Raw genomic sequence first — 21,575 nt, 5'->3', positions numbered from 1 at the left:
AGGAGCGCGGGAAAGGCGGACAAGGCCCAACGTACGCCGGTGTTTTTCCCGGTCAAGGGTTACTTGCCGCGGATCACCCGCGCGATGACGGCGACGAACCCCGCGAAGCCCAGCCCGATGATGACCAAAGACACCAGGACCAGCGGGTCCGTGATCTCACGGGTCAGGATCAAGATGCCCAGCACCACGAAAAGCATGCCGCTCAGAAGTGCCATCCAGTCCGTCCGGTGCACGCGGCGCGGCTTGTCGACCTCACGCGCCACGCCGCACCTCCATGTCGCCGATGCCGCCCCGCAGGTTCAGCACGATCGTCGGGACGGCGCCCTTCGGGCGCGTGTCGGGCTCCAGCACCTTGTCGAACTTGACGTCCACGCCGCCTCTGAGCGACTGGTCCACCTTGATGTCGCCGACCTTGTTGGTGGCGTGCACCTCGACCCGTGTTGTCGGTGGCACGATCACCATCAGCTCGCCGATCGAGACCTTGGCGTTGACCGTCAGATTCGCGCCCGGCGTGAGCTTGAGCTCGGACAGGTCGAGCCGGCCGTCCCCGACGCCCACGTCGTAGATCCGGCTCGCCTCCGCCACGGTGGTCGGCCGCCAGACGAAGTCGCCGACATTCCGCGGCAGGTCGCCGACCATCAGGCCGAGACCGATCAGCAGGGCGACCATGGTGCCGGCCGCGACCAGGCCCGCGCCGCGGCCCCACCAGGCGGCGATCAGCAGCCCGGCGCCGATGGTGACGAGTACGGCGCCGCCGACCAGGGTGGGACTGACCCCCGAGGCGGACCTGGCTTGGACCGCCACGACGATCCCTCCAATGATGATTGCCAGCAACATGGTCATGGCGCCGATGAACGATCTGGGCCGCTTCTGCTTCTGGCGGGGCGGGGGCGTCGGCCTGCCGTACAGGGCGGGGTCGTACGGCGAGTAGCCGCCGGCTCGCCTGCGCGGGTCGAGCGGTTGGAAGGGGCCGTTCGGCGCGAACGGCTCGCCGTAGCTGAGGGCGGTCATCGGGTCGGCACGGAAGCGCGGCGGTGTGGGCGGCCTCTCGGGGGCGGGCCTCCGGTGCGGCTCCGCCCGCTGGTAGGACTCCGGCCGCTGGTCCGGCCGTGCCCTCTCGTACGGCTCCGCCGGCTCCGCGCGAACGGCGGCCGGCTCATCGGCCGGTTTGTCGGCCGGTTTGTCGATCGGCTTGTCGATCGGCGCTCGCGTCGGCTCGTCCGCGGCCCGGTCGTCGATCGGCACGTCGGCGGGGACGGGGTTGACGCGCGTCGGGGCGGTCGGCGGCGCCGATCCGGCGGGAGGCGCGGCCACCCTCTCCGTCGGCGTCTCCATCTCCGGCTCGCGTGTGTACGGCGCGGCGGCCGGGCGGGGCCGCGCGTAGCCCGTCGTAGGCGCGGTTTGGCCGGGAATGGGGGAATACGTGAAGTCGTTCAGGTACGGCTCGGAGTCGGCCGGCCGGGCGCGGCGGGTGAGCCGCTCAGGCATCGTCCGGACCAGGCCGCGCAGGTCCACGCCGTTGGTGTGCGCCGCGAGCAGCCCGATGGCCAGCATCATGCCGACCACCAGCGTGCCCGAGTCGAGCCAGACCGTGGCCAGGTTGAGGCCGAGCCCGGCGGCGAGCACCGCCGTCAGCAGCGCCATCACGGTGTCGGCGGCGAAGTCGCGCCCGGTCCACTGCTCGATGTATCCGGGCCGCCCGTTCGGCTCCTTCATCAGCAGGAACGCCGCGATGTACATGAACAGCCCCATCCCGGAGCCGAAGAGCAGCACCGCGAAGGCCACGCGGAACACCACCGGGTCGATCCCCGTGTAGCGCCCGAGCCCGGCGCAGACTCCCATGACGAAGCGCCCCTCGCTGCTACGTCGCAGCGCGGTCGGCGGAGCGGCCGGTTCCTTCGGTGGTGCTTCTGTCATGCCACTATCGTGGCCCCACCGGCCCGCCGTCCGCATCCGGGAGACCCCTGAGCCGACCCGGGGGTCGTTCCCTGATGTCCCCAACGCGGCCTTCATGTGACGATGGCGATGTTATGGCTGACCAGAAGACTCTTGCCCAAGCCGGTGGCGACGCGCCCTACCGCCGGATGATGCGCCCCATGGAGGGCCGGCTGCTCGGTGGCGTGGCACAAGGGCTTGCGGCTCAGCTGAAGCTCGATCCCGTGGTGATCAGGCTGATGTTCGTGCTGCTCAGCGTGGTCGGCGGGGTCGGCGGGGTGGCGTACGCGGTGCTCTGGATGATCACGCCGCGCGAGCCGTACGAGGGGCAGCAGCCGCCGCAGCGCGACTGGAGCCAGCTCGCGGCGTTCAGCGCGATCGGCGTGGCGCTGTTCGCGTTCGGCTGGCTGACCGGCGCCTCCAAGGGAGGCATCGCCATCCTGCCGTTCGCCGTGGTCGGCATCGGCGCGCTCATCCTGTGGCAGCAGGCCGATCCCGAACGCCGCCGCAGCTGGGTGAGCGGGGCGACGAACAGCATCAGGAAGAACCGGGTGCGCACGCTGCTCGGCATCGCCCTCGTCGTCATCGGCGCGGCGGGCTTCCTGGCCGCTCAGGGGGAGCTGTCCAAGGCCAGGCCCGGCCTGCTGTTCACCATCGTGGTGGTCGGCGGGCTGGCGGTCATCGCCGCGCCCTGGCTCGCGGGCCTGTGGAAGGAGCTCCAGCTGGAGCGGCGCGAGCGCATCCGGTCGGAGGAGCGGGCCGAGGTCGCGGCGATGGTGCACGACTCGGTCCTGCACACGCTCACGCTGATCCAGCGCGTCGCGCACGACCCGCGCGAGGTCGCCAGGCTGGCCCGCGCGCAGGAGCGCGACCTGCGCAACTGGCTCTACCAGCCCGCCCAGGACGCCGACGCGACGGTCGCCGCGGCCGTACGCAGGATCGCCGCGGAAGAGGAGGACGCGCACGGCGTGCCGATCGAGGTGGTCTGCGTGGGCGACATCGAGCTCGACTCGGCCGGCAAGCTCGGCGCCATGCTGAAGGCGTCGAGGCAGTCGATGGTCAACGCCGCCAAGTACTCCGGAAGTCCGTCCATTTCCGTCTATGCCGAGGTTGAGGGCGAAGAAGTCACGATTTTCGTGAAGGATCGTGGCAAGGGATTCGACCTCAACGCGGTGCCTCTCGACAGAATGGGGATCAGGGAGTCCATCATCGGGAGAATGGAGCGTCACGGCGGCACCGCCAGGGTGCGCACCGAGCCCGGTGAGGGCACGGAAGTGATGTTGACGATGAAGGTGGAGAGGCAATGACGAGGGTGCTGATCGTCGACGATCACCGGCTGTTCCGTTCCGGCGTACGGGCCGAGCTGGGCGACTCGATCCAGGTCGTCGGGGAGGCCGAGGACGTCGAGACGGCGGTCAAGGCGATCGCCGAGCTGGCTCCCGACGTGGTCCTGCTCGACGTGCACATGCCCGGCGGCGGCGGGCAGGAGGTCCTGCGCAGGGTGCTCGGCGCCGGGTCGCAGGTACGCTTCCTGGCCCTGTCGGTGTCCGACGCGGCCGAGGACGTGATCGGCGTGATCCGCGGCGGCGCCCGCGGCTACGTGACCAAGAACATCAGCGGCACCGAGCTGACCGACGCCATCCGCCGGGTGGCCGAGGGCGACGCGGTCTTCTCGCCGCGGCTGGCCGGGTTCGTGCTCGACGCGTTCGCCTCGTCGGAGGCGCCGTCGATCGACCCCGAGCTCGACTCGCTGACGCAGCGCGAGCGCGAGGTGCTGCGGCTGATCGCCCGCGGCTATGCCTACAAGGAGATCGCCAAGGAGCTGTTCATCTCGGTCAAGACGGTCGAGACGCACGTGTCGTCGGTGCTGCGCAAGCTCCAGCTGTCGAACCGGCACGAACTGTCCCGCTGGGCCACGGCCCGACGGCTCGTCTGACGGTTTTCGTATGTTTACGGGCCGTTTTGGCTGTTCGATAGGTGGTTTTTGTCGTATGGCGGGCTGAGACGCTGGCTTAGTTGGCTCTGACATGCGACATTTCCAGAATGGGCAGGGACGTACCAGTCGTCGTGTTCAGCCGGGACGATCGTCGGAAATATCGGGAAAAAGTGCGACGATGCCTGGACGTCTTCGCCCAGATGCTCCGCGAGGCCCGCTTCGAGGTCGACCGGCCCCTCGCCGGGCTGGAGATCGAGCTCAACATCGTGGACGCCGCGGGCGAGGCGGCCATGCGCAACGCCGAGGTGCTCGCCGCGATCGCCCAGCCCGACTGGGCCACCGAACTGGGCCAGTTCAACATCGAGATCAACATCGAGCCCCAGGAGCTGGGCGGCGACGGGTTGCTCCGGCTGGAGAACGATGTCAGGGCCCGGCTCAACCACGCCGAGGAGCGCGCCCAGTCCGAGGGCGGCCACCTGGTCCTGATCGGCATCCTGCCCACGCTGCGCGAGCAGGACATCGGCGAGGGCACGCTGTCGGCCAACCCACGCTACCGGCTGCTCAACGAGCAGATCTTCGCCGCCCGCGGTGAGGACCTGCACCTGTCGATCGAGGCCATAGAACGCCTCGACACCCATGCCGACAGCGTCGCGCCCGAGGCCGCGTGCACCAGCGTGCAGCTCCATCTACAGGTCAGCCCGGAGCAGTTCGCCGCGCACTGGAACGCCGCGCAGGCCATCGCCGGGGCGCAGGTGGCCGTCGCCGCCAACTCGCCGTACCTGTTCGGCAAGGAGTTGCACCGCGAGACCAGGATCACGCTGTTCGAGCAGGCCACGGACACCCGTCCCGCCGAGCTGAAGGCTCAGGGCGTACGGCCGCGCGTCTGGTTCGGCGAGCGGTGGATCACCAGCGTGTTCGACCTGTTCGAGGAGAACGTCCTGTACTACCCGGCCCTGCTGCCGCTCTGCGAGGAGGAGGACCCGCGAGCCGTGCTGGAGGGGGGCCGCATCCCGGAACTGCACGAGATGACCCTGCACAACGGCACGATCTACCGGTGGAACCGGCCGGTGTACGCGGTGGCCGGTGGCACCCCGCACCTGCGGGTGGAGAACCGGGTGCTGCCCGCCGGGCCGTCCGTGGTCGACATCGTGGCCAACGCGGCCTTCTACTACGGGTTGATGGCCGTACTCCCGCATGCCGAGCGGCCGATCTGGAGCCAGATGTCGTTCGCCGCCGCCGAGGACAACCTGAACAGCGCGGCCAGGCACGGCCTGGACGCGCGTCTCTACTGGCCGGGGCTGGGAGAGGTGCCCGCCGGCGAGCTGATCCTGCGCCGCCTGCTCCCGCTGGCCCACGAGGGACTCGACAAGTGGGGCGTGGACCGGCGCGTGGCCGACCGGCTGCTCGGCGTCATCGAGGGCCGGTGTCTGTCGGGCCGTACCGGAGCGACCTGGCAGGTCGAACGGGTACAGGGGTACGGTGGCGACCGGCATGAGGCGTTGCGGGCGATGACGCTTGAGTACATAGAGCGCATGCACGGCAACGAGCCGGTGCACACTTGGGACGTGTGACGCCTTTGAAAAGAGCCCTGGCCCTCGTCCTGGTGTTACTCCTGGCCGCGTGCGGGCTGTCCCGGCCCGCTTCCATGGACACGTCAGGGGCCGACACGTTCGAGGGTGACGTACGGACGGCGCGGGAGCTGACGGAGGCGTTCTGGAAGCAGCAGTTCAGTGCCCTCGGTCGTACTTACCGCCCTATTACCGACTTCGTACCCTATTCCGGGAAATCGGGGCCCAACTGCGGCGGCCAGCCCGCCGTCCCGAACAATGCCTTCTACTGCCCTGACGGCCATTTCATCGCCTATGACCAGGACTGGATGGAGTCGCTCTGGAGCGAGATGGGGGACGGCTCGGTCTACCTGATCATCCCCCACGAGTTCGGACATTCGGTGCAGGCCCAGCTGCGGTCCGGCTTCGACCTGAACGTACAGGCGGAGCTGCAGGCCGACTGCTACGCGGGCGGCACGCTGTCGTCGCTCGTCAGCTCGGGCGCGCTGCGGGCGGAGCCGGGGGACGAGAACGAGCTGTTCCTGAACCTGGAGGCGGCGGGCGACCCCACGGACGACTGGCTCAACCCCAGCGCCCACGGCACGGCCCAGCAACGCCAGCAGTCCTTCGCCAACGGCCTCAACGGCGGAGTGGGCGCCTGCTGATCTTTTGTCGGGGTTCGTGGGCGGATGGGCGAGGACCTGCTGGGGATGTACTCGCGTGTCAACCCAAAGGATGATGCGGCCGATCATGACGTCGGCATACCGTTGCCCCATGCCATTGGGAGAGATCGGTTGGCTGCGCGGGGGTGCCTGCAGATCCAGTGATCCTGAGCTGTTCTTCCCGCTCGCGCCCTCCGCCACCCAGGAGGCGCGCGCCAAGGCGGTCTGCGCCACCTGCCAGGTCCTGACCGAGTGCCGCTCCTACGCGGTGACGGCAGGGGAGACGGACGGCATCTGGGGCGGCCTGACCCCGGAGGAGCGCCGACGCTCCCGCTTCCCCTCCGGCTGGCGCAGCCCGGCCGCCAGTTAGCGCCGAGCGGTGTGCGGCGTGCAGGCGGGGAGCCCGTGACGGAGGAGGGCGACGTAGCCTGCAGGAGTGCTGCTTCGCTCGATCGCCGTGCTGGCCGTCGCCAACGTCCTCAACAACCGGGTGGCGCCCCGCCTCGCCCCCCTGACCTCCGCCGCCGCGACCGCCGCCCTGGTGGCGATGGCGCGACGGTCCGGGCTGTCATGGCAGGAGCTCGGGTGGGAGCAGGGGCCAAGGGGCGCGGCGATCGGTGGCGCCCTGGCGGCGGGTGTCGCCGCCGTCTACACGGCCGGGGTCGCGATGCCACGCACCCGGCCGCTGTTCCAGGACGACCGCGCCCTGTCGCTGTCGCGCGCCCGCGTCCTGGAGGAGGCGCTGGTGCAGGTCCCTCTGGGCACGGTCCTGCTGGAGGAGATGGGTTTCCGCGGCGCCCTGTACGGCACGCTTCGCCGTACCCACGGGACCGTCGCCGCGACGGCGGTGTCATCGGCCCTGTTCGGGCTGTGGCACATCCTCCCGGCCATCGACATGTCCCGCGCCAACCCGGCACTCGGCGCCCTGGCGGCCGGTGAGACCCCCGGCCGCCTGGACACGGCCCGCGTGGTGGCGGGCAGCGTGGTGTCGACGGCCGCCGCGGGCGTCCTGTTCTGCGAACTACGCCGCCAGGGCGGCTTGACGGCCCCGACCATGCTGCACCTGGCGACCAACTCCCTCGGCTACCTTTTCGCGCGGATCGCCGGAAAGCAGCCCGCGCCCACCAAATGAGATCGCTCTGAGTCGTCAGAACGACAGCCACCCCGAGCGCTTGTGCCACCCAGAGCGCCTGCGCCACTCCACCGCCATGGCCACCAAAACCGGCAGGACCGGCAAGGTCGGCAGGCCGCAGGGGTTCCGCGCGCCTCAGGAGTTCCGCAGAGCCCAAGGGGTGGGTCGCCGGGACGGCAGGACCACGACGGCAGGACCACGACGGCAGGACCACGACGGCAGGACCACGACGGCAGGACCACGACGGCAGGACCACGACGGCAGGACCACGACGGCAGGACCACGACGGCAGGACCACGACGGCAGGACCACGACGGCAGGACCGGTAGGCGGCCGGGGTCGACACCCGCACGGCCGCCTGGGTCGCCAAGCCGTCGCGGGACCCGCCTCAGGGGGACGGCCCAAGGGGGCGGGTCAGCCCGTGGTGACGGTTTGGAAGCCCTCCGCGTAGTGGCCTTCGCCGAAGCCGGCCTGTTCGGCCCACGCGGCGAAGCGGCTCTTCACGAAGTCGGCGAAGCCCTCGACATGCCCAACCTGGCTGACGTGCGACTGCAGTGCCGCGAGCTTGCGGTCGATGGCCTCCGTGATGTCCACCCAGTGGTTGGGTGTGGAGCCGCCGTTGAGCCAGACCTCGCGGACCGTCCAGGCCTCCAGACCCTCGTCCTTGACCAGTTCGGGGAAGGCGTACGGGTTGCGGGCGTCGGGGTAGACGGCGTCGAGAGTGGAGCCGCCCACCGCGCGGTGGTCGGGGTGGCTCGGGGCGATGAACTGGTAGTTGCGGTCGGGGTGGTGGGTGATCACCAGCTCGGGACGTACCTGGCGGATGACCCTGGCGATGTCCTTGCGCAGCGCCAGCGACGGCACCACCGTGCCGTCCGCGTGGCCGAGGAAGCGGACGTCCGTGACGCCCACCGCCTTGGCGGCGGCCGTCTGCTCGGCTCGGCGCAGTTCGGCCATGCCGGAGTTGTCGAGCGTACGTTCGTTGCCGCCCGCGTCGCCGTCCGTGACCAGCAGGTAGGTGACCTCGACCCCCCGATCACCGAAGAGGGCGACCGTGCCCGCGGCGCCGAAGTCGGCGTCGTCGGGGTGCGCGGTCACGACGAGTACCCGGTTGATCTCGTTGTCGGCGAGCATCTTCTCCCTTTCGGATCGTTCTTTGACGACAACCAGCGGCTCACGGCCGACATTCCAGGCTGCTGGATCCGTCGCCATGGGTTTGGGGCTGGGATTCCAGGCGGCTGGTTCGGGGGCCGGGGGCTGATGGGTGGGTTCGTGATTCCAGGGGTTCGGAGGGGATTGTCGGTTTTGGGGGGTGGGATTCCAGGCGTCGAGGCGCCGTTTGTCGGTGGAGAGTCTTAACCTGGGTGCGTGCCGACCCAAGTCTCTGTTGACCACCCCTTGCTCGATGGCCTCAACCCGCAACAGCGGGAGGCCGTGATCCATCACGGCGGTCCGCTGCTGATCGTGGCGGGGGCGGGGTCGGGAAAGACGCGGGTGCTCACCCATCGCATCGCCTACCTGCTCGGTGAGCGGCAGGTGCATCCGGGCGAGATCCTGGCCATCACCTTCACCAACAAGGCCGCGCGCGAGATGAAGGAGCGCATCGACCGGCTCGTCGGGCCCAGGTCGAAGGCGATGTGGGTGATGACGTTCCACAGCGCCTGCATGCGCATCCTGCGCCGCGAGGCCAAGCGGCTCGGGTTCCCCTCCAGTTTCTCCATCTACGACCAGGCCGACTCGCAACGGCTGATGGCGATGGTGTGCAGGGAGATGGACCTCGACCCCAAGCGCTACCCGCCGCGGTCGTTCTCGGCCCAGGTGAGCAACTTCAAGAACGAACTGGTCGACTACGAGACCGCGCTCGACAAGGCGGGCTCCCACCTGGAGAAGGTGCTCGCCGAGGCCTACAAGAGCTACCAGCGCAAGCTCACCGAGGCCGGCGCGATGGACTTCGACGACATCATCATGAACACGGTGACGCTGTTCCAGCTCTTCCCGGAGGTGGCCGAGCACTACCGGATGCGGTTCAGGCACGTGCTCGTCGACGAATACCAGGACACCAACCACGCCCAATACATCCTGATCAGGGAGCTGGTGGGCCGCCCCGACCTACGCACGGCCGACGGCGAGCTGGTCCGTTCTGGCGCCGACCAGTCGGAGCTGTGCGTGGTCGGCGACGCCGACCAGTCGATCTACGCCTTCCGCGGCGCGACGATCCGCAACATCCTGGAGTTCGAGCGCGACTACCCCGACGCGCGCACGATCCTGCTGGAGCAGAACTACCGCTCCACCCAGAACATCCTGGCCGCCGCCAACGCCGTCATCGCCCGCAACGAGTCGCGCAAGCCCAAGAACCTCTGGTCCGACCAGGGCGACGGTCCCAAGATCGTCGGTTACGTGGCCGACAACGAGCACGACGAGGCCATGTTCGTGGCCCAGGAGGTCGATCGGCTCAGCGACGAGGAGGGCGTCAAGGCCGGCGACGTCGCGGTCTTCTACCGCACCAACGCGGCCTCCCGGGTGTTCGAGGAGATCTTCATCCGCACCGGCCTGCCCTACAAGGTGGTCGGGGGCGTGCGCTTCTACGAGCGCAAAGAGGTCAAGGACCTGCTCGCCTACCTGCGCGTGCTGGCCAACCCCGCCGACGTGGTGTCCATGCGGCGCATCCTCAACGTGCCCAAGCGCGGCATCGGCGACCGGGCCGAGGCGATGCTCGAAGCGCTCTCCTCGCGCGAGCGCATCTCCTTCTGGGACGCGCTGCGCAGGGCCGACGAGGCGTACGGCATGGCGACGCGCTCGCTCAACGCGGTGCGCGAGTTCGTCGCGATGATCGAGGGGATGATCGGCAAGGCCGAGGGCATGCCGCCGTCGGCGCTCGCGGAGGAGGTCCTGGTCGCCACCGGCTACCGCGCCGAGCTGGAGGCTTCGGAGGATCCGCAGGACGAGTCCCGGCTGGAAAACCTCAACGAGCTCATCTCGGTCGCCTCGGAGTTCGAGGAGGCCAATCCCGAGGGCACGCTGGTGGAGTTCCTGGAGCAGGTGTCGCTGGTGGCCGACGCCGACCAGATCCCTGAAGCCGACGGCGGGCAGGGCGTGGTCACCCTGATGACCCTGCACACCGCCAAGGGGCTGGAGTTCCCGGTCGTCTTCCTGACGGCGATGGAAGACGGCGTCTTCCCGCACATCCGCTCACTGGGCGAGCCGAAGGAGCTGGAGGAGGAGCGCCGGCTGGCCTACGTGGGGATCACCAGGGCCCAGAAGCGCCTTTACATCACGCGGGCCGCCGTACGCAGCTCATGGGGCTCACCGTCGTTCAACCCGGCCTCGCGGTTCGTCAACGAGGTGCCGGTGCAGCTGCTCGACTGGCGCAGCCCGCCGGAGAAGTCGGCCTGGAGCGCGGCGACCCGGCGCGAGCCCGCGCAGGCGGCGGCGCCGAAGAAGGGCGCCCGCACGGTGCCCACGCTGGCGCCGGGCGATCGGGTGACGCACGACGCGTTCGGGCTGGGCACCGTCGTGTCCGTGGACGGGGTGGCGGAGAAGACCAAGGTCAAGATCGACTTCGGGAGCGGAGGCGAGAAGACGCTGCTCCTCGCCTACGCTCCGCTGGAAAAGCTCTGACCGCTGAAAAGCTTCTGACCGCTGGAAGGCTCTGACCTACCGGAAGGCTCTGACCTACCGGAAGGCTTGCTGGAAGGCTCTGACCCGTCGGGTGCTCAGCTCTTCTGCTGCTGGGCGCCCTTCGGGAGGGCGCTGCCCTTCTTCCACTCGGTCCAGTTGAGCTGCCAGTAGCTCCACCCGTTCTGCCAGTCGAGCTTGCGCTTGGTGCCGGTGATCTTGACGACGTCACCGCGCTGGGCGATGCCGTAGAACCACTTGGCGCCCGCCGGAGTGGCACGGACGCAGCCGTGGCTCTGGTTGGACCGGCCCAAGAACTGGTAGTAGCCCGCGCTCTGGTGCACGTACTCGCCGCTGTCGGAGATGCGCACCGCCCACGGGATCTCCTCCTTGTAGTAGCGAGGGTCCTTCGGGTCGGTGACGCCCATCCACTCCGAGGTCATGGTCTCCATGGGCTTTTTGTTCATCGTGAGGTGGGTGCCGCTGGTGGTCAAGTAGACGTCCACACCGTTCTTGAGCAGGCCGCCGCGGCCCGCGCTGATCGGGATCGACTTGACCAGCTTGCCGTCGCGCCTGACCTTCATCACGTGGCTACGGGTGTTGACCACCGAGATGTTGGAGTAGCCGACGGCGAAGCGGCGGCTGACATCCTTGGCGGCCTCGTTGCCGGGAATCTGGCTCAGGCGGGCGTTGAGCTGAACCTTCTGGTGCGGACGCCAGTACGTCTTGGTGCGGTAGACGACCTTGCGGTCGGACACCCAGCGCCAGGCGCCGTCGACCGGCCGGTCCGCCTGCACCTGCAGGACGGTCTCGGCCGCCGCCCTGTCGGTCACCTTGCGGTCGAACGTCACGATGATGGGGAAGCCGACGCCCACCTTCTCCTTGGCTTCACCTTCGGGGGTGATGTCGGCGATCTCCAGCTTGGCCTTCTTCGCCGCGACCTTCTGTACCGGGCTCTTCGGTACGGCCTTCCGCGGCACGGCGGCGCCGGCCGCGTGCACCGGGGTGGCGGCGGCGACCTGAGCCACCGGGGCAGGCGTTCCTTCGGTGCTACAGGCCGCCACCGTGGTGATCAGGGCGGCCAGAGCCAGCATCCGGGGGAGGGGATTCAAGGGTTTACTCCAGGACTATGTCTACGCATCAGGCGTCTCATAAGTGAGACAACCAAAAGACGTCATAGGTGGGCGCTTGGTGATAACGATCACGTAACGCCTCTCGGGGTCCTGGTTTACGGGCCCGGCGCGCCCGACTCAGTCGTTGAGCTTGGTGGTGACCTTGCTCGCGGGCGGCGACTTGATCGAGACCTGGGCGCCCCAGCCGGTGTAGCGGGTCTCGGTCGTGACCGCCTTGTCCTCCCACCAGGAGATGTCCAGGAAGTCCGTGGCCTGCCACGTGGTGGTCAACTGGCTGGGGAGCCCTTTGGCGTCGACCTTGAGGGTGTACGTGACGGTGGCCTCGGTGTTGGAGCGCATCGGGATCGAGCTGCTGAACCAGGGGGAGATCTTGAACAGCTTGCTGAAGGTGATCTGGCCGCGGTAGGTGGACCCGCTGAGCTTGCCGTTCTTCACCAGGGCGGCGAGGGTGGCGGGCTCGGCCGGACTCACCACCTGGCCGAACCAGCTGCTCATGGTGGTGAGGTTCATCTTGCTGAAAGTCTTGAACCAGGTCTTGCCCTTCGGCATGTCCTCGCTCAGGGTGCCGCCCGACACCCACGCGACGTCACCGATCGCGATGGTCCGCTCGGGCGTGGTGTTGTGCCCGTCGTACAACGGACTGGAGAACTTGCCGGTGATGTCCCAGCCGGTGATCCCCTTCTTGCCGAACTGGACGCTGCCGGTGCGCCGGACCAGCGGATCCTTGTTGACGGCGCCGACGAACGCGCTGGCGTCGGTGAAGCGGACCCCGTGCCCGGCCACGAGCTGCGCCTTTAACGCCGCGACGGGGTTCTTCGGTGCCGCTTGGGCGGGGGCCGGTGAGACGAGTACGGCGATACCGGCCGTGAGTGCGGTGATCATGAGTTTCACGAGGCGCCATCTTGCCGACAAATGATCACGACCGCACCTCATTACCCGCGCGGGAAGCCACGATCACCCCAGTCGGCGCGAATGACGCCGGGCTCGGCGGGGGACCCAATAGGGTGCCGGGATGCGGGTACTGATTTCGGGTGGGGCGGGGTTCATCGGGAGCACGATCGCGTCGGCGTGCCTGGACGCGGGGATCACGCCGGTGATTCTCGACAGCCTGGTCACGGGACGGCGGGAGTTCGCCGAGGGCCGGACTTTCTACGAGGGCGATATCGCCGACGGGGCGCTGGTCGACAAGATATTCGCCGAGCAGCCCGACATCGAGGCGGTCGTTCATTGCGCCGCGCTGATCGTGGTGCCGGATTCGGTGGCCGACCCGGTCGGCTACTACCGGGCGAATGTCACCAAGAGCCTGGAGTTCGTGGATCACCTGCTGCGCAACGGGTGCGAGCGGATGATTTTCAGCTCCTCGGCGTCGATCTACCGCACGGGGGACGATCATACGGTCGACGAGCGGTCGCCGCTCGACCCGCAGAGCCCCTACGCGCGCACGAAGGCGGTCTGCGAGGCGATGTTCGCCGACATCGCGGCGACCCGGCCGATCAACGTGCTGTCCCTGCGCTATTTCAATCCGATCGGGGCGGATCCCGCGATGCGCACCGGGTTGCAGCTGCGGCGGCCGAGCCACGCGCTGGGCAAGATGATCGGTGCGTACGAGGAAGGCGTGCCCTTCCAGATCACCGGCACCGACTACTCCACCCGCGACGGCTCCGGAATCCGCGACTACGTCCATGTCTGGGATCTGGCGGCGGCGCACGTGGCCGCGTTGCAGCGCTTCGACGAGCTGTCCGAGGCGGAATCGGTCATCAACCTGGGCACCGGCTCGGGGACGACCGTGCGTGAGCTGGTCGACGCGTTCAACCGGGTGGTGGCGCGGCCGGTCGAGGTGGTCGAGACCGAGCGGCGGCCCGGCGACGTGGCGGGCGCCTACACGCGCAGCGACCTCGCGCACCGGCTGCTGGGGTGGCGGCCGCGCTACTCGATCGAGGAAGGGATCAGGCACTCGCTCAAATGGGCCGCCGTACGGGACTCGCGCCTCGTCCCATGAACATCCTTGGCGTCGACAACATCCTGGTCGGTGTGGGCGATCTGGCCCGGGCCAGGGAGTTCTACGGTGGCGTGCTGGGGCTGCGGGAGAAGTTCGCGACGGAGGAGCTGGCCCTCTTCGCGATCGGCGGCGAGACTCCCGGGCTGCTCGTACGGGTCCAGGAGGGCCGGCCGGGCTCGATGCGGGTGTGGCTCGAGGTGCCCGACGCCCGCGCGGCGGCGAAGGAGGTCGGCGGGGAGGCGTTCGAGGTGTTCACCGGATGGACGGTGGAGATCGCCGACCCTTGGGGGAACGTCATCGGCCTGACGGACTACGTCAAGCAACCCCGTCTCTCCCGCCTGGTGACGGGAGAGACAGGAGAGGCGTGAGCCCGGCTGTCTCACGGTGGAGCTGAGGGCGAGCCGGTCTGTCCTACGGTGGAGCCGAGCGCGAGCCCGGCTCCCCCTTGGTGAAGCTGTACAGCGGTTCGGCGATTAGTGCGCGATGCTGCTGAGCGGAAGCGTCATCGAAGGAATCTCGTCCTCGCTGTCCGTGCCGTCCTTGAACTCGTCCGTCACCTGGTCGGCCGGCGGCGCGGTGATCTTCACCGAGCTGCCCCAGCCGCTGTACAGGGTCTCGATGCTGAGGCTCGACTTGTCGTCCGCGTTCGAGGAGAGCGCGGCCAGCGGCATCAGCGTGACCAGCCGGGCAGGCAGGCCCTTGGCGTCGACGGTGAGCTTCCAGGAGAGGGCGACCTTCGACGTCTTCTTGCTGGGCGCGCCGAGCAGGAGGTTGCCACGGAAGGACGGGGAGATCCTGCGCAGGTCACCCACGGTGATCTTGCCCGCCCAGCCGCCCTTGGCCGGCTGAGCGCTCTTGAACAGGGTCTTGAGCGTGGCCGACTCGGTGAGGTTGAGCGGCTGGCCGTAGACGCCGCTCAGGCCGGAGAACGGGATGTTGCGCATCCTGGTCCAGGTCTTGCCCTCGGGCAGCATGTCCGCCCAGAGCCCGCCGGACAGGTACGACGTCTTGCCGATCGTGATCGTCCGCTCCGGCCTGCCCATGGCCTTGAGGGTCTTGTCCTCGCCGGCGTCCGGACCCAGAGCCTTGACATTGAACGCGCCGGTGATGTCCGACGCGGCGACGCCCGTCTTGCTGAACTGGTACGTTCCCGTCCGGCGGGTGATGATGCCCCGCATCCGGCCCTGGATGGCGGTGGTGCGCTCGCTGAACTTCACACCCTTGCCGGCGACGAACTGCTTCTTCACCGCGGCGACCGGGTCCTTGGCGGCCGGTGCCGCCTGTGCCGGCCCGGCTGCCAGGAGTGTGGCGGCCGACGCTAAAGCCAGCCCTGTGATGATGCGCTTCATATCAATGCCCTCGTCTCTTGATTTACGGAAGCGGGAGGATCCTGCCAAACGAAGATCACGACGATATCTCAACCGATTGTCCGCAGCGAGGAAAATATGTGGATTTTTCGTGCAGAAGGGGCCCCGACGCCGTCGGGGCCCCTTTGTGGAAATTTCTGACTACGGGGTGTTTCCATCGTCGTCAGGCGGAACGCTGACGTAGTTCCTGTCGATGGCGGCCGGTGGCTCTGGGGCCTTCTTCGTCAGGTCCTTGATGTCCGCGACCTGGTCGGACGGAGGCGCGGTCACGTTCACCGCGGTGCCCCACTCGGTGTATCGGCTTTCTGTCGTAGCGTGAAGGGTGGCCTTCTTGGTGGCCTTCATGGACCACGAGATGGCCAGCCGCTTCACCAGTTTCTGCGCGTCGAGCGTCAGGCGCCAGGAGATCACGGTTTTGGCGGGTTTGCCGGTGGGCTTCATCGCGATCTGCTCGCGGAAGGTCGGCGACAGCTTGTACAGCTCGGCGAAAGTGATCGAGCCGCGATACTGGGCGCCCCTTACCGTCTTCGTCTTGGCCAGCAGGTATTTGAGCGTCGCCGGTTCGAAGACGTTGATGAGCTGGTCGCCATAAGCGGCCGAGGACGGGCTGCCGTTCATCCCGACCCAGCTCTTGTTCTCGGGTACGAGGGTGCTGTACAGGCCGCCGTTGACGTACATGCGCCGGCCCACGCTGACGAGGTAGATCCGCTCGGTGAGCAGGTCGACGGCGTCGGCGACGGAGGCGTCCTTCGCCGCCATCTTCTTCAGCCGCGCCCGTTCCTGCGGCGTGAGGATCGGCGTACGGGTGTTCTCCGCGCCCGCGATGCCCTTGGCGTCGAACCCGATCACACCCTGCCTGTCGGCCTGGGTGTACGACTCACCGCCGATCTTGATGCTGGTCCGCTCGGCGAACTTGACTCCCTGCCCCGCGACGAACTGCTTCTTCAGCGCCGCCACCGGGTCCGCCGGTTTGGCCTGCGCGTACGCGGGAGCGGCCACGGCCAGCGCGGAAACTGCCACCGCGCCGGCGATCCATCGCCTCATAGATGTGGGTGCCCTTCTTCAGATGTCCCGAAATATCGTGCTGAAGTGAGATCACTGTCACATAACGGGATAACTGAGACCCGATGACCTGGTCAGGTCAAGCTTGGGGCTAGGCTTCACTGGCGGAAACGCCCGGCACGCACGCACGGGGTGGCCCGGGCCGTCGAACATTCAGTCGGACAAGCGTCGAACATCAGTCGGATAAGCAAGGACGGACCCTCGTGGACCTGTTCGAACATCAGGCGAAGGAGCTCTTCGCTGACTACGGCATCCCGGTGCCACGCGGCATTGTCGCTCACACCGTGGAGGAGGTACGGGCGGCGGCTGAGCAGCTGACCGGCCGCGTCGTCGTCAAGGCCCAGGTGAAGACCGGAGGCCGTGGCAAGGCCGGTGGCGTGAAGGTGGCCGATGACGCCGCCGACGCCGTCGACAAGGCCAACGCCATTCTGGGCATGGACATCAAGGGCCACACGGTCCACAAGGTGCTCGTGGAGGAGGCCAGCGCGATCGCGGAGGAGTACTACTTCTCCTTCCTGCTCGACCGCGCGAACCGTACCTTCCTCGCGATCTGCTCCGCCGCGGGCGGCATGGAGATCGAAGAGGTCGCGCACACCTCGCCCGACAAGGTGGCCAAGATCCCGGTCTCCGCGCTGGACGGCATCGACCGCGCCAGGGCGCGGGAGATCGCGGCCGCGGGCGGGCTGCCCGAGAAGGCGCTCGACGGCGCCGCCGAGCTCATCGAGAAGCTCTGGTGCGCGTTCGTCGACGAGGACGCCACGCTGGTCGAGGTCAACCCGATGATCCTGTCGGCTGACGGCCAGGTGAAGGCGCTCGACGGCAAGGTCACGCTCGACGACAACGCCGCGTTCCGCCAGCCGGAGCACGAGGCGTACGCCGACAAGAACGCCGAGGACCCCCTTGAGGCCAAGGCCAAGGAGAAGGACCTCAACTACGTCAAGCTCGACGGTGACGTGGGCATCATCGGCAACGGCGCGGGCCTGGTCATGTCGACCCTCGACGTGGTCGCCTACGCCGGCGAGGCGTTCCCCGGCAAGCCGTCGCCCGCCAACTTCCTCGACATCGGCGGCGGCGCCTCGGCCGAGGTCATGGCCGCGGGCCTGGAGATCATCCTCTCCGACCCGAGCGTGAAGTCGATCTTCGTGAACGTCTTCGGCGGCATCACCTCCTGCGACGCGGTGGCCAACGGCATCATCTCGGCCTTCAAGCTGCTGGAGAGCCGCGGCGAAGCGGTGACCCACCCGCTGGTGGTCCGGCTTGACGGCAACAACGCCCTGCTCGGGCGGCAGATCCTGGCCGACGCCGCGCTCCCGCGGGTCGAGCTGGTCGACACGATGGACGACGCGGCCAAGCGGGCCGCCGAGCTCGCTGCGGTAGGTGCGTGACACATGGCTATCTGGCTGACCGAGAACAGCAAGATCATCGTTCAGGGCATGACCGGCGGTGAGGGCACCAAGCACACCCGCCGCATGCTCGCCTCCGGCGCCCGCGTGGTCGGTGGCGTCAACGCCCGCAAGGCGGGCACGACGCACGAGGGCCTGCCGGTGTTCGGCACGGTGAAGGAGGCCATGGAGCAGACGGGCGCCGACGTGTCGGTCGCCTTCGTGCCCCCGGCCTTCACCAAGGACGCCGTCAAGGAGGCCATCGACGCGGAGATCCCGCTCTGCGTGGTGATCACCGAGGGCGTGCCGGTCCACGACTCGACCGAGTTCTGGGCGTACGCGATCGCCAAGGGCAACAAGACCCGCATCATCGGCCCCAACTGCCCCGGCATCGCCTCGCCCGGCGCCTCCAACGCCGGCATCATCCCCGCCGACATCACCACGGCCGGTCGCATCGGCCTGGTGTCCAAGTCGGGCACGCTGACGTACCAGCTCATGTACGAGCTGCGCGACTTCGGCTTCTCGACCGCGGTGGGCATCGGCGGTGACCCGGTCATCGGCACGACGCACATCGATGCGCTCCAGGCGTTCCAGGACGACCCGGGCACCGACGCGATCGTGATGATCGGTGAGATCGGCGGCGACGCCGAGGAGCGGGCCGCGGCCTACATCGAGCAGCACGTCACCAAGCCCGTGGTGGCCTACGTCGCGGGCTTCACCGCCCCGGAGGGCAAGACGATGGGCCACGCCGGCGCCATCGTCTCCGGCTCCGCCGGCACCGCGCAGGCGAAGAAGGAGGCCCTCGAAAAGGTGGGCGTCCGCGTCGGCAAGACTCCGTCCGAGACCGCGCGCCTCATGCGTGAGATCATGCAGTCGCGCTGATTTCCGGCTGAAGACCGCCCCGCCCGTTTCGTGGCGGGGCGTCTTTTTTGTGCCGAGCCGGTGGATGGCGTCCCTTGTGAAACTGCGGAGATCCCCCAAAGAGGGCGAAAAATGGGAGAGGGAAAGCCCTGCGCGCGGCGCGTCAACCAAGCGTTGGTTGGTAAAGCTTGAGAAAATAACTACTTGTGACGGCGCTTCTCGAATCGGTACTAGGTCGGCTGCCCGGCGTCTCGAGTGATGACGACGAGACGCGCCGGCCGCTGCCCGTGTCCGGGATGCTCGCCGCCGCCATCACGCTGGGCGTCGGCCTGGCCGTACTCACCACGCTGACCCTGGTCGGGTGGATCGCCGCGCCGCGCGGCGCGCTGGGCGCGGGGCTGCCGGGCGTGTTCCGTACGGCGGCGCAGGTGTGGCTGGCCGCCCACCACGCCGGGTTCGCGATCCCCGGTGGCAAGGTGGGGCTGCTCCCGCTCGGCCTGACGATCCTGCCCGCCGTGCTGCTCTACCGCGCCGGGCGGTGGATGGCGCGCGACGCCGACCTGCGGCTGCGGCTGCCCGCCCGGCTGCCCAAGAACAGCCCGCGCGAGCAGGCCAGCGCGCGCCGCCGGGCCCAGCTCGTCCTGGTCGCGCAGGCCGGAGTCTCCCTGGCCGCCCCCTACGCCCTGCTCGCCGGGCTCATCGCGCTCGTCGCCCGTAACGACATCACCCAGCCGTTCATCGGCGAGGCGCTGGTCAGCCACTTCGTGCTGGCGTTCTTCGCGGGGGCGCTGGCCACGGCGCGGACGATCGGCCCGTGGCGGGCGATGCTGCGTCTGCTGCCCGAGCGGGTGCGCGCCCTGACCGTCGGCACGGCCGTGGCCACGGCGGTGCTGCTCGTCGCCGGGCTGGCCCTCGTGCTGACGGCCCTGATCGTGAACTTCGGCCAGGTACGCGAGCTGTCCAACGTGCTCGCGCCCGGGTTCGTGGGCGGCGTGCTGCTCCTGCTGGTCCAGGTCCTCTACCTGCTCAACACCGTCATCTGGGCCGCCTCCTACATCGCCGGGCCGGGCTTCGCCGTCGGCGCCGACACCCTGGTCGCGCCTACGGGCGTGCAGCTGGGCACGGTGCCGAGCCTGCCGCTGCTCGGTGCGCTGCCCGAGAGCGGTCCCGTGCCCGGCTGGACGATGGCGGTGATCGCGCTGCCGTTCGCCGCCGGGACTGTGGCCGGCATAGTGGTGGCCCGGATGGCGCCGTCGCCGTCGTACGAGGCCGCCCCGCTGTGGGGGTTCTTCACCGGGATCACCACCGGCCTGGTCGCCGCGCTGCTCGCCGCGCTGTCCGGCGGCCCCATCGGCGGCGGGCGGCTGGCCACGGTCGGGCCGTCGCCGTGGGAGGTGATGCTGTCGGTGGGCCTGGAAGTGGGCGTCGCCGCCGGCATCTCCGCGGGCGTGGCCAACGTACTCCTGCTCAACCGGCGGGCCCGCGCCCCGCTCGACAAGGCCGCCGTGCCGGTACGAAAGGCGGGCGCCGCGATCGCCAGGGCGGCGAGCAAGGTCGGCCTGGCCGAGGCCGACGCCCGGCCCCTGCCCGGCCACTGGATGGACGCCACCGAGGCCGACACCCAGGCCATTCCGGTGATCCGGGACGACTGGCAGGACGAGCACGCCTCGGCCGCGGCGGAGACGCTGGCCCAGGCCCTGCCGGTCCTGCCGGAGCGGGATCGGCCGCCGCGTACGGACATCGTCGACGAGTCGGACGATCGTGGCGGCCATGTCATCTACGTCGATCCCTATGCCTGGGATCGCGACTGATTCCAGCCGTCGCGATGCACCGCGGTCGGCCGACTCTCATGGTCGGCTCTGTTGAACAGCCTCCGTACCGGTGACCGATTGCCGGCGGAGGCGCAGAGCCGCGACTGTCAGCAGGGCCACCGCGCCTGCGGTGAGGATGGCGTTACTGGCCAGGTCTTCCGCCAGGCTGGTCGGCGGGGTGGGCGGCACCGTCGGGGTGACGTTCCTCTGGGGGAAGGAGTGCCAGGCGTAGGTCAGCATGGCGCCGCCGGCGAGCGCCAGCCGGTGGGCCTGCGACCAGCCGGCGCGGTGTGACCAGCGGACCACCACGGTGGCGACGGTGACGAACAGGGTCAGATAGATGACCACGCTGAGCCACGCCGGGAGGGGGATCGCCTCCGCCAGCCAGGGCGTGAAGCCGGTGGGGTCGACCGCGTACAGCAGCACGAAGACCGCTCCGGCGACCATGGCGAGAGCACCGGCGACCCACGGGCTGGGGGCGCGACCGGGCAGCAGGGGGACGTCGGTGGTGCGCCTGGGGAGGCGGACGCCGACGACGATGATCGCGGCGATGACGACTCCGGCGCCGATGAGCTGGAGCGCGGAGGCATGGTGGCCGAAGACCGCCTGCATGATGCCGGCGCCCAGGGCGACGACCGCATACAGCACGCCCGCGACGGTGAGGCCGATCTTGCCCAGCCAAGGCGTGGCGCGCCGCGAGCCGGCGAGGGTCTCCGCGACCGCGATCGGGGCGCTGATGCTGAACACCGTGTGCACGCCGACCATGAACAGCGTCCATGGTCCGGCCAGGCCGAGCGCGGGGATGAAGCCGTACTCGAGGGTGTGTGCGCCGACCACCCAGTTCGAGTCCCACAGCGTCTGGGTGACGAAGGACTCCTCGATCATGCCGTAGGCCAGCGCGAGGGTCATCATGGCAGGCCAGCCGCGTCCGGTACGGCGGGCGAACTCACGGATGAGGAGGGCGCCGCCGCCGTACAGGGGGGCCAGGCCGAGCAGGTTCTGGATGTGGGTGATCGGTGCGTTGCCCATCAGGTACTCGGCGGTCAGTGGCGCCAGGAAGAACAGCCCGATGGCGGGCGCCAGGCGAGGGAGTAACACTCTTTGGCTCATGACTCCTGGATACCACCACTTAG

20 protein-coding genes are annotated in these 21,575 nt (G+C 68.9%); 12 read left to right on the top strand and 8 right to left on the bottom strand.

Translation table 11 applies throughout. The features are described from left to right. Positions 1-59 precede the first annotated feature (59 nt). Both ACQP2T_RS54390 and ACQP2T_RS54385 read right to left on the bottom strand, forming a co-directional pair. Positions 60-263, bottom strand: coding sequence for a hypothetical protein (locus tag ACQP2T_RS54390; RefSeq protein ID WP_363993063.1), 204 nt, complete (start codon positions 261-263; stop codon positions 60-62). Next, positions 253-1,917 carry a PspC domain-containing protein gene (locus ACQP2T_RS54385; RefSeq protein ID WP_433512619.1) on the bottom strand — a complete coding sequence of 555 codons (1,665 nt, stop codon included), beginning with the start codon at positions 1,915-1,917 and terminating at the stop codon, positions 253-255. Before ACQP2T_RS54385 ends, ACQP2T_RS54390 begins: the two co-directional genes overlap by 11 nt. A gap of 113 nt (positions 1,918-2,030) precedes the next feature. On the opposite strand from ACQP2T_RS54385, the gene ACQP2T_RS54380 reads away from it, so the two are divergent. The 6 genes from ACQP2T_RS54380 (at position 2,031) to ACQP2T_RS54355 (ending at position 7,212) form a co-directional block, all read left to right on the top strand. Then, entirely contained in the window at positions 2,031-3,242 is a 1,212-nt protein-coding gene (locus tag ACQP2T_RS54380) for an ATP-binding protein (protein WP_433512618.1), read from the top strand. After that, positions 3,239-3,871 carry a response regulator gene (locus ACQP2T_RS54375; protein WP_433512617.1) on the top strand — a complete coding sequence of 211 codons (633 nt, stop codon included), beginning with the start codon at positions 3,239-3,241 and terminating at the stop codon, positions 3,869-3,871. Before ACQP2T_RS54380 ends, ACQP2T_RS54375 begins: the two co-directional genes overlap by 4 nt. Before the next feature lie 170 nt (positions 3,872-4,041). After that, positions 4,042-5,442, top strand: coding sequence for a glutamate--cysteine ligase (locus ACQP2T_RS54370; RefSeq protein ID WP_433512616.1), 1,401 nt, complete (start codon positions 4,042-4,044; stop codon positions 5,440-5,442). Continuing rightward, positions 5,439-6,083: a neutral zinc metallopeptidase gene (locus tag ACQP2T_RS54365; protein ID WP_433512615.1), complete on the top strand. Its 645-nt coding sequence runs from the start codon at positions 5,439-5,441 to the stop codon at positions 6,081-6,083. The genes ACQP2T_RS54370 and ACQP2T_RS54365 overlap by 4 nt, the downstream gene beginning before the upstream one ends. A 109-nt stretch (positions 6,084-6,192) precedes the next feature. Further along, the gene (locus ACQP2T_RS54360; protein WP_433512614.1) at positions 6,193-6,450 is read left to right on the top strand and encodes a WhiB family transcriptional regulator; all 258 of its coding nucleotides are present in this window, start codon (positions 6,193-6,195) and stop codon (positions 6,448-6,450) included. Between the two features lie 66 nt (positions 6,451-6,516). Further along, the gene (locus ACQP2T_RS54355; protein WP_433512613.1) at positions 6,517-7,212 is read left to right on the top strand and encodes a lysostaphin resistance A-like protein; all 696 of its coding nucleotides are present in this window, start codon (positions 6,517-6,519) and stop codon (positions 7,210-7,212) included. A gap of 414 nt (positions 7,213-7,626) precedes the next feature. Here ACQP2T_RS54355 and ACQP2T_RS54350 read toward each other — a convergent pair whose 3' ends face one another. Then, a complete protein-coding gene (locus ACQP2T_RS54350; protein ID WP_433512612.1) occupies positions 7,627-8,346 on the bottom strand; it encodes a PIG-L deacetylase family protein in 720 nt (239 codons plus the stop codon). Between the two features lie 264 nt (positions 8,347-8,610). Here ACQP2T_RS54350 and pcrA point away from each other — a divergent pair, with 264 nt between their 5' ends. After that, entirely contained in the window at positions 8,611-10,830 is a 2,220-nt protein-coding gene (pcrA, locus tag ACQP2T_RS54345) for a DNA helicase PcrA (protein WP_433519955.1), read from the top strand. Positions 10,831-10,925: 95 nt separating this feature from the next. Here the strand turns inward: pcrA and ACQP2T_RS54340 are convergent, their stop codons facing one another. Further along, entirely contained in the window at positions 10,926-11,939 is a 1,014-nt protein-coding gene (locus ACQP2T_RS54340) for a L,D-transpeptidase (protein ID WP_433512611.1), read from the bottom strand. 138 nt (positions 11,940-12,077) lie between these two features. Then, positions 12,078-12,851: a hypothetical protein gene (locus ACQP2T_RS54335; protein ID WP_433512610.1), complete on the bottom strand. Its 774-nt coding sequence runs from the start codon at positions 12,849-12,851 to the stop codon at positions 12,078-12,080. A gap of 121 nt (positions 12,852-12,972) precedes the next feature. Between ACQP2T_RS54335 and galE the strand changes: the two genes are divergently transcribed. Then, positions 12,973-13,959 carry a UDP-glucose 4-epimerase GalE gene (gene galE / locus ACQP2T_RS54330; RefSeq protein WP_433512609.1) on the top strand — a complete coding sequence of 329 codons (987 nt, stop codon included), beginning with the start codon at positions 12,973-12,975 and terminating at the stop codon, positions 13,957-13,959. After that, positions 13,956-14,327, top strand: a complete 372-nt coding sequence (locus tag ACQP2T_RS54325) for a VOC family protein (RefSeq protein ID WP_433512608.1) — start codon at positions 13,956-13,958, stop codon at positions 14,325-14,327. The genes galE and ACQP2T_RS54325 overlap by 4 nt, the downstream gene beginning before the upstream one ends. Positions 14,328-14,432: 105 nt before the next feature. Here ACQP2T_RS54325 and ACQP2T_RS54320 read toward each other — a convergent pair whose 3' ends face one another. Then, the gene (locus ACQP2T_RS54320; RefSeq protein WP_433512607.1) at positions 14,433-15,308 is read right to left on the bottom strand and encodes a hypothetical protein; all 876 of its coding nucleotides are present in this window, start codon (positions 15,306-15,308) and stop codon (positions 14,433-14,435) included. A 159-nt stretch (positions 15,309-15,467) separates the two neighbouring features. Beyond that, complete coding sequence (locus ACQP2T_RS54315) at positions 15,468-16,370, bottom strand: hypothetical protein (RefSeq protein ID WP_433512606.1); 903 nt, start codon at positions 16,368-16,370, stop codon at positions 15,468-15,470. Positions 16,371-16,591: 221 nt separating this feature from the next. On the opposite strand from ACQP2T_RS54315, the gene sucC reads away from it, so the two are divergent. The 3 genes from sucC to ACQP2T_RS54300 all read left to right on the top strand — a co-directional run bounded on the left by sucC (position 16,592) and on the right by ACQP2T_RS54300 (position 20,442). Beyond that, positions 16,592-17,773: an ADP-forming succinate--CoA ligase subunit beta gene (gene sucC, locus ACQP2T_RS54310; protein ID WP_433512605.1), complete on the top strand. Its 1,182-nt coding sequence runs from the start codon at positions 16,592-16,594 to the stop codon at positions 17,771-17,773. Positions 17,774-17,776: 3 nt separating this feature from the next. Beyond that, complete coding sequence (gene sucD, locus ACQP2T_RS54305) at positions 17,777-18,652, top strand: succinate--CoA ligase subunit alpha (protein ID WP_219531323.1); 876 nt, start codon at positions 17,777-17,779, stop codon at positions 18,650-18,652. 185 nt (positions 18,653-18,837) lie between these two features. Continuing rightward, positions 18,838-20,442 carry a cell division protein PerM gene (locus ACQP2T_RS54300; protein WP_433512604.1) on the top strand — a complete coding sequence of 535 codons (1,605 nt, stop codon included), beginning with the start codon at positions 18,838-18,840 and terminating at the stop codon, positions 20,440-20,442. 36 nt (positions 20,443-20,478) lie between these two features. Here the strand turns inward: ACQP2T_RS54300 and ACQP2T_RS54295 are convergent, their stop codons facing one another. After that, the gene (locus tag ACQP2T_RS54295; protein ID WP_433512603.1) at positions 20,479-21,552 is read right to left on the bottom strand and encodes a hypothetical protein; all 1,074 of its coding nucleotides are present in this window, start codon (positions 21,550-21,552) and stop codon (positions 20,479-20,481) included. Between the last annotated feature and the right edge of the window lie 23 nt (positions 21,553-21,575).

The organism is Nonomuraea sp. CA-143628 (genome assembly GCF_050942315.1).
In the GTDB taxonomy this organism is placed as follows: domain Bacteria; phylum Actinomycetota; class Actinomycetes; order Streptosporangiales; family Streptosporangiaceae; genus Nonomuraea.
This window is presented reverse-complemented; position numbering and strand designations above follow the sequence as displayed.